The organism is Streptomyces globisporus (genome assembly GCF_003501885.1).
GTDB lineage: Bacteria > Actinomycetota > Actinomycetes > Streptomycetales > Streptomycetaceae > Streptomyces > Streptomyces globisporus_D.
This window is the reverse complement of record NZ_QWFA01000038.1, coordinates 1-16,221: the sequence shown is the minus strand read 5'-3', so window position 1 is coordinate 16,221 and position 16,221 is coordinate 1. Positions and strand designations below refer to the sequence as shown.

The following is a 16,221-nucleotide window of genomic DNA, read 5'->3' as shown; positions in this document are numbered from 1 at the left end:
GAACCGATAATCGCAGGTAGGTGCGATTCCCGCAGCGCTTTTCGCCCACTGCGCGCCGGGTGTTGTGCACTCGTTATGCCCCCGCCCCACTCGTCCCCTCTGTCCTGACTCTGTCCAGAGGGTGGATCCGCCGCGCAGAGGGGTCTATACGCTTCAAAAAGGCTCCAAAATTGGGCATTCTTCGCATGTGGTGACCATGGACGTACGGCCTCAGCTCATCGACGCACTTTCCGCCCTGCGCGACCGTGTCGCCGCCGTGCGTCTCCCACTGCCCCTGCCGGGGGCCGAACGCGCCCGGCAGACCAGGGTCGAACTCCTCGCCCAGCTCGACGACTACCTCCTGCCACGCCTCAAGGACCCCGAGGCGCCGCTGCTCGCCGTGATCGGCGGATCCACCGGGGCCGGGAAGTCCACCCTGGTCAACTCGCTGGTGGGGTGCCGGGTCAGCGAGGCCGGAGTGCTGCGGCCCACCACCCGGACCCCGGTGCTGGTCTGCCACCCGGACGACCACCACTGGTTCGCGGGTGTACGGGTGCTGCCGCAGCTCACCCGGATCTGGCTGCCGCCGGGCCAGACGCCCGACCCCGACGGGCTCGACGACCTCGCCGCACGCGGAGAGGACGGGGAGGCCGCCCTGCGGGTGGAGACCGCGGTCAGCCTGCCCCGCGGGCTCGCCCTCCTGGACGCCCCCGACATCGACTCGCTCGTCGTCCGCAACCGCGTCCTCGCCGCCGAACTCATCTGCGCCGCCGACGTCTGGGTCATGGTCACCACCGCATCGCGCTACGCCGACGCCGTGCCCTGGCACCTGCTGCGCACCGCGAAGGAGTACGACGCCGCCCTCGTCACCGTCCTCGACCGGGTGCCCCACCAGGTGATCGCCGAGGTGTCCCGGCAGTACGCGGCCCTGTTGACCCGGTCCGGACTCGGGGACGTACCCCGGTTCACCATCCCCGAACTGCCCGAGTCCACCGGCGGCGGCAGCGGACTGCTCCCCACCAGCGCCGTCGCTCCGCTCCGCGCCTGGCTCGCCCACCGGGCCCAGGACCCCGCCGCCCGGCAGCAGGCGGTGGGACGCACCGCCTCCGGCGTCATCGAGTCGCTCAACGTACGGATGCCCGCCCTGGCCTCCGCCGTCGCCGCCCAGTACGCCGCCTCCGTACGGCTCACCGGGGCGGTCGACGAGGCGTACGGCAAGGAGGCCACCCGGATCCGCCGGCGGCTGAAGAACGGTGCGGTGCTCTCCGGGGACGCGCGGACCCGGTGGCGCGGCTACCCCCTCTACAGCTCGCCCGAGGAACTCCTCGAAGCCCTCGTCGACAGCCTGGTGGCCCTGCTCCAGTGCTCGGTCTCCGCCGCCGACGAACAGATCCGCACCCACTGGCGCCGCGAACCCGCCGGGGCCCTGTTCCGGTTCGAGGGCGCCGGACGGGAAGCCGGGGGCTGGGGGCCGGCCGAGGACGTCGAAGGGCGGATCGCCGTCGCCGTACGCCGGTGGCGCCGGGTGCTGGAGGAGCTGGCCGAGGAGGAGGTGCGCCAGCTCGACCGCAGCGTGGCGCCCGCCCCCGAGAACGTCGCGGCCCTCCTCGCGGCCGCCCTGCTGGGCGGGCGGCGCGCCCGTGCGGCGGGGGAGCAGCTCGCCGAACGCATCGGCGCCCAGGGTGCGCTGCGCCTCCGTGACAAGGGCGGCGAGCTGCTGACGAGCTGCCTCGACCAGCTCCTCGGCGGCGAACGCGAACGCCGCCTCGCCCCGCTCGACGCGCTCGACGTCTCCCCCGAGCCCCAGGCCGAACTGATCGCCGCGCTTTCCGTACTGCAGAAGGAGAGGTGGCAGCGATGACTGCCGTCACGGACGAGGACCACGGCAAGGGCGACAACGCGGGGAAGCCGGACGGGCGCTGGGACGACGGGCTCATCGCCCGGCGCGCGGCGGCGGCCGAGGCCCGCGAAGCCGAGGAGACCGCGCCGCCCCCGCCCGCCGAGGACGACGCGGATCCGCAGGTCGAGGCGTACGCCCCCGCCGACGGGCCGCTGCCCGCCCGGCTCGACGCCCTGCGCGAACTCGTCGGACTCTCGCGCGCCCGGCTCGACCGGGACGCCCTCGCCGAGGCGGGACGCGTCCTGGACGAGGCCGCGGCCAGACAGCGGCTCTCCTCCCGGCACACGGTCATCGCCGTCGCCGGAGCCACCGGCAGCGGGAAGTCGACCCTGTTCAACGCGCTCGCCGGGGCCCCGATCTCCGACACCGGGCTGCGCCGCCCCACCACCTCCCAGCCCATCGCGTGCAGCTGGACCGACGGGGCGGCGGGACTGCTGGACCGCCTCGCCATCCCCGGGCGGCTGCGCCGCAGGCCCCACCCGGGACCCGCCGCGTTCGACGAGGCGCTCCAGGGGCTCGTCCTGGTCGACCTGCCCGACCACGACTCGGCGGCCACCGAGCACCGCGACCAGGTGGACCGGGTCCTGGCCCTGGTCGACGCGGTGATCTGGGTGGTGGACCCGGAGAAGTACGCCGACGCCGCCCTCCACGAACGCTATCTGCGCCCGCTCGCCGGACACGCGGAGGTCACCTTCGTCGTCCTCAACCAGACCGACCGGCTCCCCGGCGAGGCCGCCGACCTCGTCCTCGACGACCTCCGCCGCCTCCTCGACGAGGACGGCATCGCGCTCGGCGAGCACGGCGAACCCGGCGCCACCGTCATGTCCCTGTCCGCGCTCACCGGCGACGGGGTCCCCGAACTCCGCGAGCTGATCGGCCGGTTCGTCTCGGACCGCACCGCCGCCACCCGCCGCCTCTCCGCCGACGTCGACGCGGCGGCGGCCCGCCTGCGCAAGGTGTACGTCGCCGAGGGGCGGCCCGGTCTCGGCGAGCGGGCCCGCGAGGAGTTCACCGACCGGCTGGCCGAGGCCGTCGGCGCCGCGGCCGCCGGACAGGCCGCCGAGCGGGAGTGGCGCCGCAACGCGAGCCGGGCCTGCGGGACGCCGTGGCTGCGGCTCTGGCGCTGGTACGAGAACCGGGGACTGCCCGGCAGCCTGGACCGGATGGGCCAGGCGCTCACCCCGCCAGAGGAGGAGCTGACGGCCCGGCAGCGGGTCGAGCAGGCGGTGCGGATCGTCGCGGACGACGCCGCCGACGGGCTGCCCGGACCCTGGGCACAGGCGGTGCGCGAGGCCGCGTTCACCGGGGCGCAGGGGCTGCCCGAGGCGCTGGACGAACTGGCGGTCAAGGCCGGGGCCCCCGGCACGTCCAAGCGCGGCGGGACGGAGACGGGGAAGAGCACGGTCCCCCAGCTCGGCGGGCGGCCGCCCAAGCCGCCCCGGCCGAAGTGGTGGCCGGCCGCGGTGCTGGTCCAGGTGTCGATGACGCTCCTGCAGATCTTCGGCGGCCTGTGGCTGGTCGGCCAGATCATCGGCGTCCTGGAGCCGGGCCTCGTCGTCCCCGCGCTCATCATGCTGGCCGGTGTCGTCGGCGGCCCGCTGGTCGAGTGGGCCTGCGCCGCGGCCATCCGGGGACCGGCCAGACGGTACGGGCAGGACGCCGAGCGGCGGCTGCGCGAGGCGGCGGCCGGCTGCGGCCGGGCCAGGGTCCTGGACCCGGTCGCGGCCGAACTGGTGCGCTACCGGGAAGTGCGCGAGCGGTACGTGACGGTGACGGAGTTTTCCACAACCGGCCGGTAGTCCACAGGCCCCGACGCGATTCCTTTCCGGCGCCCACCATGGAGTGCGTACGACACCGCGGTACGACGAGGTACGCGCGGTGCGAGGAAAGCGGGGCGGGAAATGAACGAGACCTTGGTGACCCTGGTGGGTAACGCGGCGACCGCGGTGGACTTCCGGGAGACGGCCACCGGAGGAATGGCGCGATTCCGTTTCGCCGTCACTCCGCGCCGCTGGGACCGCGAGAAACAGCTCTGGGCCGACGGCCGCACCAGCTTCTACACCGTCTGGTCCTGGCGGACGCTCGCCGCGAATCTCGCCGGTTCCGTTTCGGTCGGAGAACCCCTGGTCGTGCACGGCCGGTTGAAGGTCCGCGAGGAGGAACAGGCCGGTCAGCGCAGGACGTTCGTCGATGTCGAGGCCGTCGCCGTCGGCCACGACCTGAGCCGGGGAACCGCGGCCTTCCGCCGGGCGCCCAGAATGGAACCCCATCTGACGGAGCGTCCGGGGCGCGTCACGGACGGCGACGCGGAGGAGTCGCCGAAAGAACGGGAACAGGTCGGCGCAATGGCCGCAGTGTCCTGAAAAGGCTGTTCGGCGACACGTTCGGGCTCCATCCCGCGATAACGATTCCGATTCGGAATGGTTGGCGAAGGGCAGTTCGGGGGACTCGCCTCCGCCCGTTCTTTAGGATTCCCAGTGCTCACGGGTCACTTGGGTCTGCTGGCGAGGCATTCCCCACACGCGCACCACGCGCGAGGGCCTCGCCCGGAGGGGAATTCTGTGTTTTCTGCGCCTTCAGCGTCCGCTGCGTCGTCCGGCACGGCAGGAGCGGACCCCGGTCGCGGGATCCTCCGCCCCGTCGCCGCGCTGCTGGTCTCCGGTCTCGTCGCGGCCGCCGCGCTCGTCGGCGCCGGACCGGCGGCGGCCGACGACACCAGCCGGCACCACGGCGGCGCGGCCGCCGCGCTCGACGGACTGAAGACCTTCGACAGCGCCGTGCTCCGCATCGCGGGGGAGGACGGCGCGCCCGCCCGGACCCAGGAACTGCCCGCCGGACTGTTCGAGATGACCGTGGACGGCGGCGGCAAGCTCAAGACCTACTGCATCGACCTCCACAACCCCACCCAGGACCAGGCGAAGTACCTGGAGACCCCCTGGGCCGAGACCTCGCTCGGTACCAACCGGAACGCGGGCAAGATCCGCTGGATCCTCCAGCACTCCTACCCCCAGGTCGACGACCTGGCCGCACTCGCCGAGGCGGCCGGTACCGGCCCGCTGACGGAGCGGACCGCCGCCGCCGGGACCCAGGTCGCGATCTGGCGCTACTCGGACAACGCCGACGTCACCGCGTCGGACAAGCAGGCGGAGAAGCTCGCCGACTGGCTCCAGCGCAACGCGCGCCCGGAGAAGGAGCCCCGGACCTCGCTGACCCTGGAGCCGGCCGCCGTCTCCGGCCGGACCGGGGAGCTGCTCGGTCCGGTGACCGTCCGCACCGCCGCGGGCCAGGTCTCGGTGTCGCCCCCGGTGGACGCCGCGGCCAGCGGCGTCCAGGTCACCGACAAGAAGGGGGCACCGGTCACCGAGGCGTCCGACGGGGACCGGCTCTACTTCGCCGTGCCGAAGGACACCGCCGACGGCAGCGCGTCGCTGACCGTCCAGGCCACCACCTCCGTGCCGGTCGGCCGGGCCTTCGCCGGGACGGGCCGCACCCAGACCCAGATCCTGGCCGGCTCCAGCGAGTCGACCGTCTCCGCCCGGGCCACCGCCGCCTGGGCCGAGACCGGCGCCGCCCCGGCGGTGACCGCCCGGAAGAACTGCGCGAAGGGCGGGGTGGACGTCACGGCCGCCAACCGGGGCGACGAGCCGTTCACGTTCGAGCTGGCCGGTGAGGAGCACACCGTCGCCGCCGGGGAGACCGGTACGGTCACCGTGCCCGTCGCCGAGGACCAGGCGTACGACTTCACCATCACCGGGCCCGCCGGGTTCAGCCGTACCTTCACCGGGGTGCTGGACTGCGCCACCAGCGGCAGCGTCCTGGAGCGGGAGAGCGAGGAGGCGGGCGGCGCGGGCAACGACGTCGGCACCCGCAGCGCCGAGCAGTCCCTCCCGGCCACGACCGGCTCCGCCTCGTCGGGTCTTGAGGGCGACCTCGCCGCCACGGGCGGCTCCAGCGCCACCCCGATGCTCGCCGCCGTCGCCATCGGACTGCTCGTCGTGGGCGGCGGCGCGGTCTTCGCCCTCCGCCGGAAGAAGCCGCACGCCGACGGTGAGTGAACACCCGTCCACAAGTGGTGACCGGGGTTCCGGTGCCGGTGGGTGGACGGGTTTCCTTCCGGGGGCGGGTGTCAGGCAAGATGGGTGTATCTGCCCACACCTCTATTGCTGCCGGACGGTTTCTCTTGGCTGAGTACATCTACACCATGCGCAAGACGCGCAAAGCGCACGGCGACAAGGTGATTCTCGATGACGTCAATCTGAACTTCCTGCCCGGCGCGAAGATCGGTGTCGTGGGCCCCAACGGCGCCGGTAAGTCCACGGTGCTGAAGATCATGGCGGGCCTGGAGCAGCCGTCCAACGGCGACGCGTTCCTGTCGCCCGGCTTCACCGTCGGCATCCTCATGCAGGAGCCGAAGCTCGACGAGTCGAAGACCGTCCTGGAGAACGTCCAGGACGGCGCCGCCGAGATCATGGGCAAGCTCCACCGCTTCAACGAGGTCGCCGAGCTCATGGCGACCGACTACTCCGACGCGCTGATGGAGGAGATGGGCAAGCTCCAGGAGGACCTGGACCACGCAGGCGCGTGGGACCTGGACGCCCAGCTGGAGCAGGCCATGGACGCCCTGGGCTGCCCGCCCGGCGACTGGCCGGTCACCAACCTCTCCGGTGGCGAGAAGCGCCGCGTGGCGCTCTGCAAGCTCCTCATCGAGGCCCCGGACCTGCTCCTCCTCGACGAGCCCACCAACCACCTGGACGCCGAGTCGGTGAACTGGCTGGAGCAGCACCTCTCGAAGTACGCGGGTGCCGTCGTCGCCGTCACCCACGACCGGTACTTCCTCAACAACGTCGCCGAGTGGATCCTCGAACTCGACCGCGGCCGCGCGATCCCCTACGAGGGCAACTACTCCACCTACCTCGACAAGAAGGCCACCCGCCTCAAGGTCGAGGGCCGCAAGGACGAGAAGCGCCAGAAGCGCCTCAAGGAGGAGCTGGAGTGGGTGCGGTCGAACGCCAAGGGGCGCCAGACCAAGTCCAAGGCCCGTCTCGCCCGGTACGAGGAGATGGCGGCCGAGGCCGACAAGATGCGGAAGCTGGACTTCGAGGAGATCCAGATCCCGCCGGGCCCGCGCCTGGGCTCCATCGTCGTCGAGGTCGAGAACCTCTCGAAGGCCTTCGGCGACAAGGTCCTCATCGACGACCTGTCGTTCACGCTGCCCCGTAACGGCATCGTCGGCGTCATCGGTCCGAACGGCGCGGGCAAGACCACGCTGTTCAAGATGATCCAGGGCCTGGAGACCCCCGACAGCGGCTCGGTCAAGATCGGCGACACGGTCAAGATCTCCTACGTCGACCAGTCCCGCGCCAACATCGACCCGAAGAAGACCCTCTGGGCCGTCGTCTCGGACGAGCTGGACTACATCAACGTCGGCCAGGTCGAGATGCCGTCCCGCGCCTACGTCTCCGCGTTCGGCTTCAAGGGCCCGGACCAGCAGAAGCCGGCCGGCGTCCTCTCCGGTGGTGAGCGCAACCGCCTCAACCTGGCGCTGACGCTCAAGGAGGGCGGCAACCTGCTGCTCCTCGACGAGCCCACCAACGACCTCGACGTCGAGACCCTGTCCTCGCTCGAGAACGCGCTGCTGGAGTTCCCCGGTGCGGCCGTGGTCATCTCCCACGACCGCTGGTTCCTGGACCGCGTCGCCACACACATCCTCGCCTACGAGGGTGACTCCAAGTGGTACTGGTTCGAGGGCAACTTCGAGTCGTACGAGAAGAACAAGATCGACCGCCTCGGCCCGGACGCGGCCCGCCCGCACCGTGCCACGTACAAGAAGCTCACGCGAGGCTGATCGTCTTGGCTCGTCACCTCTACAGCTGCCCCCTGCGCTGGTCGGACATGGACGCCTTCGGCCACGTCAACAACGTGGTCTTCCTCCGCTACCTGGAGGAGGCGCGCATCGACTTCATGTTCCGGCTGGCGCCCGGGGACGGTTCCCCGTCGTTCTCGGGCGGGTCCGTCGTGGCCCGGCACGAGATCGACTACGTACGGCCGCTGGTCCACCGGCACGAGCCGGTGACCGTCGAGTCGTGGGTCACGAAGATCGGCGCCGCGTCCCTGACGATCGCCTATGAGATCAAGGACCCCGAGCAGGTGTACGTACGCGCCTCGACCGTCGTCGTGCCGTACGACCTGGCGGCGGAGCGGCCCCGGCGGATCTCCGCCGAGGAGAAGCTCTTCCTCCAGCAGTACCTGGCAGAGGAGCCCGCCGCGGCATGACCGTGCCCGTGCAGTCGCTGCTGTTCGCCGACCCGAGGGAGGCGGCGGATCTCGCCGCCTTCCTCGGCCGACTGCTCCACTACGACCGGGCCGCCGCGGTCCGGTTGCAGGCGGGCGGCGGCGACGCGCTGGCCGTGTTCGGCCGCCCGCCCTCCTTCGAGGTCCTCGCCATCCGCACCGCCCGCCTGGCCCGCCCCGAGACGCTCGACGTCACGGTGTCGGCCGGGGAGCTGCTGGAGTCCCTGGATGTCTCCGGCGACGGCGAGGGCCCGGGGGAGCGGGGCGGTGCGCTGCCCGCGCCCGTCACCGGGCCGCCCTGGACCGGCGTCCTGCCGCCCCGGGGACCCTGGCAGGAGCAGGCGGGGCTGCCCGCCCCCGACGCGCTGCGCGTCGCGCTCGACGAGGCCGTCGCCGAATTCCGTACCCGGGACGAGGCGCTGCCGGAGGAGTCGCGCACCCGCGCCGAGCGCGACCGGATCGGCCGCGAGATCTGGTCCCGGCCGGTCGGCACCACGGACCTACCCCTGCGCGCCGTCCACGCCGCCCAGTCCCTCGGCTTCCTCCGTCCCGACCCCGACTTCCCCGTCTCGCTGCTCGCGGCCGGTGGCACGGGCGGCTGGCTGCGGCTGCGGACGCCCTTCGGCTCCATCGCGCTGCGCCGCGACCCGGCCGGCGGCCTCGGCGGGCTCAGCCTCTCCGTCGGACGCGGCTGAGGGGTCGCCGGGCGCGGCTGAGCCGGCCGGACTCCTCAATCCTCGGACTCGCCGGTCTCGGCCCCGCAGGCCGCAGGCCCGACCGCCGCTACTTCTCCGGTGCGCCCTCCGGGGAACCGCCCTCCGCCGGACCGTCCTGCGACGCCCCGTGCGCGTCCGGCCAGACGCCGATGTGGTCCTGCTCCAGCTCCAGCAGCACCCGGTGCTCCATGCCCAGCGCCTGCGTGTAGTCCGCCGGCAACTGGAGCCGCCCGGCCCGGTCGAGCATCGCGTACTCCCGGGCCACCTGCGACTCCTGGCCCGTCGCCGCGTCCACCTCCGTACGGCGCAGCACCTCGGAGGACGTACGGCCGTCGCGGATCGCGACCGTACGCCGCACCTCGTTCGCGACCGCCTGGTCATGGGTGACGATCACGATCGAGGTGCCCAACTCCTCGTTGGCGCGCCGGAACGCGGCGAAGACCTGCTCCCCGGTGGCCGAGTCCAGCTCACCGGTCGGCTCGTCCGCCAGCAGCACGGACGGGTTGTTGGCCAGCGCCACCGCGATCGCCACCCGCTGCTGCTGCCCGCCGGAGAGCTGCTGGGGCCGCCGGTCACGGCAGTCCGCGATGTCGAGCATGGCGAGCAACGACTCGGCCCGGGCGGCCCGTTCGCGCTTGCTCCCGCCGCCGCGCAACTGCATGGGCAGGGTGATGTTCTGGATGGCAGTGAGGTACGGCAGCAGATTGCGGGCGGTCTGCTGCCAGACGAACCCGACCACGTCCCGCCGGTAGCGCAGCCGTTCCTTCGGGCCCATCGACAGCAGATCGCACCCCGCGACCTTCGCCGAGCCCGCCGTCGGCACGTCCAGCCCCGCCAGGATGTTCATCAGCGTCGACTTGCCGCTGCCCGACGCCCCCACCAGGGCCATCAACTCCCCCTCGGTGACCAGTAGATCCAGCCCCTGGAGGGCCTGCACCTCCACCCCGTCCGTGGTGAAGATCCGCACCACCCGGTCGCAGGCGATCAGCGCGTCGTGCCCGTAGGAGGGGCTCGTCCACCGAGACGGCAGGCACGGCCCGCCGCTCCAGCTCTGCCAGCGTCGTCTCGGCCGCGCGGGCCGTGCCTGCCGTCTCGGTGGACGAGGTCATCGGGAGTCTCCTGCCCTGAGTTCGGTGATCGATCCGCGGCGGCTCGCCCACCACGCCTGAACGCCCGCGACCGCGGCGGCGAGCGCCACGACTCCGGCGGCCGGCAGCGCCAGCGACCAGAGGTCGGCGCGCAGCGTGACGGGGCTCGTGTCCGACCCGGCGACGCCCGCGAGCGCCAGCGGCACCAGATCGATGCCGGGGGAGAGCAGGACGATGGTCGCCCAGCCGGTGAGCAGGCCGCCGCCCGCCGCCAGCAGCGCCTGCGGTGTCGCCTCGAAGGCCAGCAGCCGCCTGCCCTGCCCGGTGGTGAGCCCCATCGTCCGCAGCCGCGCCAGCAGCGTCTTGCGCTCGGGCGCGGTCTGGAGCAGCGACAGCAGAACGGCCAGCAGCGCGTATCCGGCACCCGCCGCCACGGCCGCCAGATAGATCCGCCCGGCCCCCGCCTGCATCGGGGTGTTCACATACCGCGCGCGCTCCTCGGACCGCAGCCGTACGACGAACTCCCCGCCGTTCCCGTCGGCCGCCGCGCGCAGCTCCCCCGGGTCGGGGGCGCCGGTGAGCAGCAGCGTGGTGGGCGCCCGCTCCTCCAGGGAGGCGGAGTTGACGATCAGGAAGTTCGTGGAGGCGAGGGACGCCACCCGCTCGACGGTCCCCACCACCTGGACCTTGAAGTCGCCGGACAGCGTGTCGACCGCGTGCTGCTCCCTGCCCAGCCGGGCCGCCACCGCCGGGGAGGCGATGACCGGCAGCACCCGCTCCGGTCCGGACTTCGCGCCTTCGGGCAGCGGTGCCGAGGGGCCGGTGGCCGTCAGCAGGCCGCTCGGAAAGTCCGGCAGCCCGGTCGCGCGAGCCAGCCGGGTGTACGAGGCCGGGTCGACGCCCACCATGGCCATGGCCCTCGCTCCGCTCGCCCCGGCCGCGTCGCCGCCACCGGTGTCCGCGCCCGTGTCCGTACCGCTGCCGTCCGCACGGGCGTCATCGGCAGCCGTCTCCGGCATGGTCACGCCGAACTCGACCCGCAGCGGGGCCGCGCTCCGCACTCCGTCCAGGTCGCGCACCGTGCGGACCAGTCCGTCGGGCAGGGTCGCCCGCTCGCTCTTGCCGCTGACCCGGGCATCCGCGCCGACGGAAGCCAGCGCCGCGTCGTCCCGCGCGTCCCCGATCCCGGCGATCACCGAGCCGCCGAACGCCGCCGTGGCCAGCGCCAGCAGCAGGGCCAGCAGCGGCAACGCCCCGCCCGCCGAGGAACGGCCGGCCCGGGCCAGCGACAGGAAGCCGATCGCCCCGCGCAGCCGGGCCATGGGGCGCGCGGCGAGCCGCAGGGGCAGCGGATAGAGCCGCACCAGCACCAGCGCCGCGATCAGCGCCACCAGCACGGGTGCCGCGCTGACCAGCAGATCGGTGCCGCCCCCGGACGTACCGCGACGGCGCAGCGCCGTCACCGCGCCGACCGCCAGCACGAGCAGGGTCAGTTCGGCGACGGTCCGCCGACGCGAGGGCCGGGCGCTCACCATGTCCTCGCGGGCGCCGTGCAGCGTGGGCCGGATGTGCTGGAGCGTCGTCCGCAGGGGCAGCGCGACGCAGACGAGAAGCCCGACGCCCGCCGCCGCCCCCGCCGCGGGCCACCAGCGGCCCTCGCCCACGGCCAGTACGGCGAGAAGCAGTCCGAGCGCGCTCGCGGGCAGCACGGTCACCGCGGTCTCCGCGAGCAGACGGCCGCCGATGCCGCGCAGCGAGCCGCCACGCGAGCGCATCAGGGCCAGTTCGGCCTTGCGGCGGGCGGCGATCAGGGCGCCCGTCATCACCAGGACGACGGCCGCCACGGAGCCGATGCCGAGGGCGGCGACCGCGATCACGGGACTGATCGCGTCGCGCATCCGTGCGTTGCCCTGCACGATGTGCCCGAGCCCGGTGAGGACCTCCGCGGTGTCCCCGGCGATCTCCCGCACCTTCAGCAGCCCGGGGCCGCTCTCCAGCGAGTCGACGACGGACGTCAGCCGGGAGCCGTCGGGGCCGGTCAGCTCGGAGGCGTCGGGCGGGAACCGCCAGAAGAGCGACGGTTCGGTGGCGGTGTCCAGGAGCGCGGGCCCGGCGTCCTCGGCCAGCAGGACGGTGCCGGTCCAGTAGTTCTGCGGGAAGGGGCTCGCGGGGTCCGGGACCAGGGAAGGGGTGCGCACCAGCGGATCGGCGGACCAGTAGCTGCCGCGCGGGTCACGGGGGGCGACGATGCCCGTGACGGTCACCGTCAGCGGACCCCCGACCGCGGTGGGCAGTTGGAGGGTCGAGCCGACCTTCATGTGCAGCGCGGCCGCCGTCTCCTCGGTGACCGCGCCCTGCACCGCACGCGAGGTGGACGTCACCGCGTCGGGCGTCGTCGGCCAGGCGCCCGAGACCAGCCGGGCGTGCTTCTTCAGCCCCGTCTGCGCCGTGTACGAGAGCTGCGGCGGCACCGTGTCGGGCCTCGGCAGCCACGGCTCGGTCGCGAGGACCGGCTTCATGGTGCGTATGCCGTACGCGACGGACGACGGGTCCGCGCGCAGCGGCGCGGGCAGCGCCTTCAGCAGCGCCCCGCCGACCCGTGTCAGCTCGGGGCTCCGCGCCTCGGCGTCCCGCTGCTCCCGCGGCAGTTCGAGTCCGGGCTGCGGCCGGGAGACCTCCACGGCGCTGCGCCCCGCGTCGGCCAGCCGGATGTCGTGGCGCAGCCCCTTCGTCTCGTACGCGTCCACGGCCCGCGGGAACGCCGCGGCGAGGAACGCCGTCACCAGCACCAGCACCGCGAGGGCCACCGCGGCGCCGGGTGCGGTACGCAGCCGGGTCCGTATCCAGGGGGCGCTCGCCGCCCGCTTGCCGTCACTCATGTCAGTGGTCCCCCTGGTGGCGCAGTGTGACCGCCGGGTCCCCGCGGCGCAGCGCCATCGTCGCGACGATCACGAGCGGCAGGGCGGCGACCCCGGCCAGCAGCGCGGCGACCTGCCCGGCGGGCAGCTCGACCAGCACCGGCGGAACGGGCCGGTCCGCCTGCCCGGTCAGGACGATGAGCGGGACGACGGCCCGGGTCAGCACCGTGCCGATGCCGAGCCCGATCAGCAGGGCGAGAGCGATCAGCACGCCCTGTTCGGCGGCGATCATCCGGGCCAGCTGGCGGCGCGGGGCGCCGAGCGCCCGCAACACGCTGAGCTCCGCCGCCCGTTCGCGCCGGGAGCCCGATGCGCTGACCGCGAAGCCGACCGCCGCCAGCGCGGCGGCGACCACCGCGACGGCCGGCAGCGCCGACTGCGGCCCCGCGCCCAGCGGGTCGTCCACCAGTTGCCGGGCGGCCTCGGCCCGGACCAGCACCTGGGCCGGGTCGGTGTCCGGCAGCGCGCGCAGGGCGGCGGCGACCTTCGGGGCGTCGCCGGGGCCGGCGCTCAGCCACCACTCGGTCGCCTCGATGGTGGCCGTCGTCCGCCGGGCCAGGAGCTCGGTGACGGCCTTGAGGTCCAGCAGCAGCGCGCCGCCGTTCTGCGCCGGGTCCGCGGTGCCGGACAGCTCGGCGGCCCCGGTGGTCGGCAGCCGGCGCACCGAATCCGCCAGGGTCACCCGGACGGTGTTCCCGGCCAGGGTGAGGTCGATCTCGTCGCCCAGCTTCGCGTTCGCGCTCTTCAGATAGGCGTCCGTCGCGACCGCCTTGAGGGGCGCGGCCTTCGGCCGGGCGGCGGTGATCCGGAGGGTGCTGGTGGTCGGCTCCCAGGTGTCCTCGCTGCTCACCCCGGTGTCGTACGTGAAGTCCGGCAGGCCCGATGCCCCGTTGCGCACCGGCGTCGTGCCGGGCCGGCTGTCACCCGTCTCGGTGAGCGCCATCGACGCGTCCCAGCGCACCGATCCGGAGACCGGCACCGGGCGTTCCGGGCCTTCGGAGCCTGCGGAGCTTTCAGATCCTCCGGGGGAGCCGGAGCCCGGGACCACGCGTACGTCGCTCAGCGTGACCCGGCGCTTCTCCGCCCGGCCGTAGGGCGGTTCGTCGTCCACCTCGATGCCGGTCACGGCCAGACCGCCCGCCGCCGACACCGCGAACGACACCGGGACCGGGCGGCCGTCCACGGGCACCGGACCGGCAAGGAACCGGTAGGGGAGGCCGTAACGGTCCTCCAGGAGCACGGTGACCACCGGCGGCGATGTGTCGGAGGCTGCCTCGGAGCGCTTCGGCGACACCGTGGTGATCCGCAGGTCCATCGTGACCCGGGTGCTGTCCTTCGGGAGGACGAGCCCGGGGCGCGGGGCCCGCTTCGGGGCGATGGTGTCGAACACCCGGCGCGGGCTTCCGCCGGCCAGGTCGGAGCGCATCAGCATCCCCTCGTCCGCGTGGGCGGTGTCCAGGGCGAGGATCTCGGCCGTGCGCCCCCCGGAGGCCTCCACCGTCGTCCGGTGGGCGGGGGCCGCCTGCCGCACCCCGTCCAGGCCGCTGTAGATCCCGGCCGACGCCGGACCGCTGCCGTGCCCGCCCACCAGCCGGACCGACGCGCCGGAGCCGAAATCGGCCTGGTCGGACTGCGAACGGTTCCACGAGGCGCTCTGCCCGATCGCCAGCATGCCCATCGCGACCGACAGGACGAGCAGCAGCACCGGACCCGCGCCGCGCAACGGGCGGCGGCTGAACTGCCAGCCGGCCAGGGCCGCGGGCAGCCCCCGGCCCTTGGCCGCACGCCGTTCCGCGAGCCTCGCGGCGGGCGGCAGCAGCCGCAGCGTGAGGACCGTGCCGGCGAGCAGCGCGAGGGCGGGGGCGGTGACCAGCAGGGGGTCGATGCCGAGGTTGCCCGCCCGGTCGCCGGTGAGCGCCCCGCCGCCGGCCTGCCGGTCCAGCTGCCAGTACGCCACCGCCGCGATCAGCAGCAGCCCGAGGTCCGCGCCGGCCCGCACCGGTCCCGGCAGCGACGCGGCCCTGGTCCGGCGCCCAGCCGCCCCGGCCGTCAGCGACGGGGCCACCACCGCCAGGGCGCAGGCCAGCGCGACGGCCGCGGAGACCAGCCACACGGTCCCGGTCGAGGCCGCGCCGACCTCCAGACCGATCCGGGACAGGGCGCTGCGCTCGGCCAGCAGCCCGGTCAGCGGCCCCGCGAGCAGCGGGGCGACCACGGCGGCGGGCACGGCCAGCAGCAGCGCCTCGATCGCGGCGAACGAGGTGATCCGGCCCCGGGATCCGCCCCGGGCCCGCAGCAGTTCGCGTTCGCCGTCCCGCTCGCTGTTCAGCAGCCGGGCCACGAGCAGCAGGGCGTACGCGGCGAGCAGTACCAGCTGCACCGCGACGATCATCAGCGTGGAACGGGAGACCAGCAGCGCCCGGTCGAGCTGGTCGAGCACGGTCGGCAGCGACATCCGCGCGGTGACACCGGCCTTGAACACCGGTGCGGCCGTCAGGGCCTTCGGGGCGCCCGCCGACGCGTCCCGCAGCCCCTCCATGGAGCCGGTGGTCAGCGTGGCGAAGTCGGCGGCCGCCAACCAGGACGTCTGCCCGCCGCCGAGTGCGCCCGAGGCGAGGACCGAGGGGTCGGTGAGCAGCGGGCCGTACGTCGTGAAGGCGAGCTTGCGCACCCCGCGCCCGCCGAGCGGGTCCAACTGCCAGTACGGGTCGGACCGGTCGGCCGCCTCGTAGACGCCGGTGACCAGGACCCGCTGCTTCTTGTCGTCGTGCAGCCGGTCGGTCACGGTGAACCGCGTGCCGGGCTTCAGCTTCAGCGCCTCGGCGGCGACGACGGGCAGCGCGACCTGTACGGGCCCGGTACCCGCGGAGGCGGCGGGCGCCCTGCCCTCCGTGATCCGCACCCGGTCGCGGTCGAGGGCGGCGAAGTGGGTGAGGTCCGGATCGCCGCGCCGGGCGGCCGGTTCCTGGAGGCTCCGCGGCAGCGCGTACGACCCCGAACTCTCCAGCTTCCCCACGGTCACGGGCAGCCCGTCGAAGGCGTCGAGGGAGACCTTGCGGACGGCCTCGTCGGCCTCCGCGCGCTGTTCGTGGTCCACCGACGCGGACACGACGAGGGCGGCGGACGCGGCCGACCGGTGGGTGAGCGTGTGGCGCAGGGCCGCGTCCCCCACGGAACCTACGAGCGCGGTGAGCGCGGCCAGGACGGAGGTGGTCAGCAGGACGGCGAGGACGGCCGCGGAGAGCAACAGGCGATGAGCCCGCACCCGCAGAAGGACGAAACCCGTCACCTGATCCCCCAGCCCCGAAAACACCGCATGCCCACGCCCG

9 protein-coding genes and 1 pseudogene are annotated in these 16,221 nt (G+C 73.9%); 7 read left to right on the top strand and 3 right to left on the bottom strand.

Translation table 11 applies throughout. The annotated features are described in order from the left end of the window. The first annotated feature begins 196 nt into the window (after positions 1 to 196). From D3105_RS09585 to D3105_RS09555, 7 genes are all read left to right on the top strand, one after another. Entirely contained in the window at positions 197 to 1,840 is a 1,644-nt protein-coding gene (locus tag D3105_RS09585; RefSeq protein WP_118902114.1) for an ATP-binding protein, read from the top strand. Continuing rightward, positions 1,837 to 3,678, top strand: a complete 1,842-nt coding sequence (locus D3105_RS09580) for a YfjP family GTPase (RefSeq protein ID WP_118902111.1) — start codon at positions 1,837 to 1,839, stop codon at positions 3,676 to 3,678. The genes D3105_RS09585 and D3105_RS09580 overlap by 4 nt, the downstream gene beginning before the upstream one ends. 102 nt (positions 3,679 to 3,780) lie before the next feature. After that, complete coding sequence (locus D3105_RS09575; RefSeq protein WP_118902108.1) at positions 3,781 to 4,242, top strand: single-stranded DNA-binding protein; 462 nt, start codon at positions 3,781 to 3,783, stop codon at positions 4,240 to 4,242. 198 nt (positions 4,243 to 4,440) lie between these two features. Then, positions 4,441 to 5,934 carry a Cys-Gln thioester bond-forming surface protein gene (locus tag D3105_RS09570; RefSeq protein WP_118902105.1) on the top strand — a complete coding sequence of 498 codons (1,494 nt, stop codon included), beginning with the start codon at positions 4,441 to 4,443 and terminating at the stop codon, positions 5,932 to 5,934. Positions 5,935 to 6,059: 125 nt separating this feature from the next. Then, positions 6,060 to 7,724: an energy-dependent translational throttle protein EttA gene (ettA, locus tag D3105_RS09565; RefSeq protein ID WP_118902102.1), complete on the top strand. Its 1,665-nt coding sequence runs from the start codon at positions 6,060 to 6,062 to the stop codon at positions 7,722 to 7,724. Positions 7,725 to 7,729: 5 nt separating this feature from the next. Continuing rightward, positions 7,730 to 8,152 carry an acyl-CoA thioesterase gene (locus D3105_RS09560; protein WP_003969105.1) on the top strand — a complete coding sequence of 141 codons (423 nt, stop codon included), beginning with the start codon at positions 7,730 to 7,732 and terminating at the stop codon, positions 8,150 to 8,152. Then, positions 8,149 to 8,865 (top strand): hypothetical protein, encoded by a 717-nt coding sequence (locus D3105_RS09555; RefSeq protein ID WP_118902099.1) that lies wholly within the window; start codon positions 8,149 to 8,151, stop codon positions 8,863 to 8,865. The genes D3105_RS09560 and D3105_RS09555 overlap by 4 nt, the downstream gene beginning before the upstream one ends. An 88-nt stretch (positions 8,866 to 8,953) precedes the next feature. Here D3105_RS09555 and D3105_RS09550 read toward each other — a convergent pair. The 3 genes and pseudogenes from D3105_RS09550 to D3105_RS09540 all read right to left on the bottom strand — a co-directional run bounded on the left by D3105_RS09550 (position 8,954) and on the right by D3105_RS09540 (position 16,181). Beyond that, positions 8,954 to 9,995 (bottom strand): annotated as a pseudogene (locus tag D3105_RS09550) (ABC transporter ATP-binding protein). Continuing rightward, complete coding sequence (locus tag D3105_RS09545) at positions 9,992 to 12,853, bottom strand: ABC transporter permease (protein ID WP_118902096.1); 2,862 nt, start codon at positions 12,851 to 12,853, stop codon at positions 9,992 to 9,994. The pseudogene D3105_RS09550 and the gene D3105_RS09545 overlap by 4 nt, the downstream one beginning before the upstream one ends. Position 12,854: 1 nt before the next feature. Next, the gene (locus tag D3105_RS09540) at positions 12,855 to 16,181 is read right to left on the bottom strand and encodes an FtsX-like permease family protein (RefSeq protein WP_118902094.1); all 3,327 of its coding nucleotides are present in this window, start codon (positions 16,179 to 16,181) and stop codon (positions 12,855 to 12,857) included. Positions 16,182 to 16,221: the final 40 nt, after the last annotated feature.

What these genes read in the sequence shown, in the direction of transcription:
- D3105_RS09585 (WP_118902114.1), top strand. Translation starts at nt 197, where the DNA reads ATGGACGTACGGCCTCAGCTCATCGACGCACTTTCCGCCCTGCGCGAC.
- D3105_RS09580 (WP_118902111.1), top strand. Translation starts at nt 1,837, where the DNA reads ATGACTGCCGTCACGGACGAGGACCACGGCAAGGGCGACAACGCGGGG.
- D3105_RS09575 (WP_118902108.1), top strand. Translation starts at nt 3,781, where the DNA reads ATGAACGAGACCTTGGTGACCCTGGTGGGTAACGCGGCGACCGCGGTG.
- D3105_RS09555 (WP_118902099.1), top strand. Translation starts at nt 8,149, where the DNA reads ATGACCGTGCCCGTGCAGTCGCTGCTGTTCGCCGACCCGAGGGAGGCG.
- D3105_RS09545 (WP_118902096.1), bottom strand. Translation starts at nt 12,853, where the DNA reads ATGAGTGACGGCAAGCGGGCGGCGAGCGCCCCCTGGATACGGACCCGG.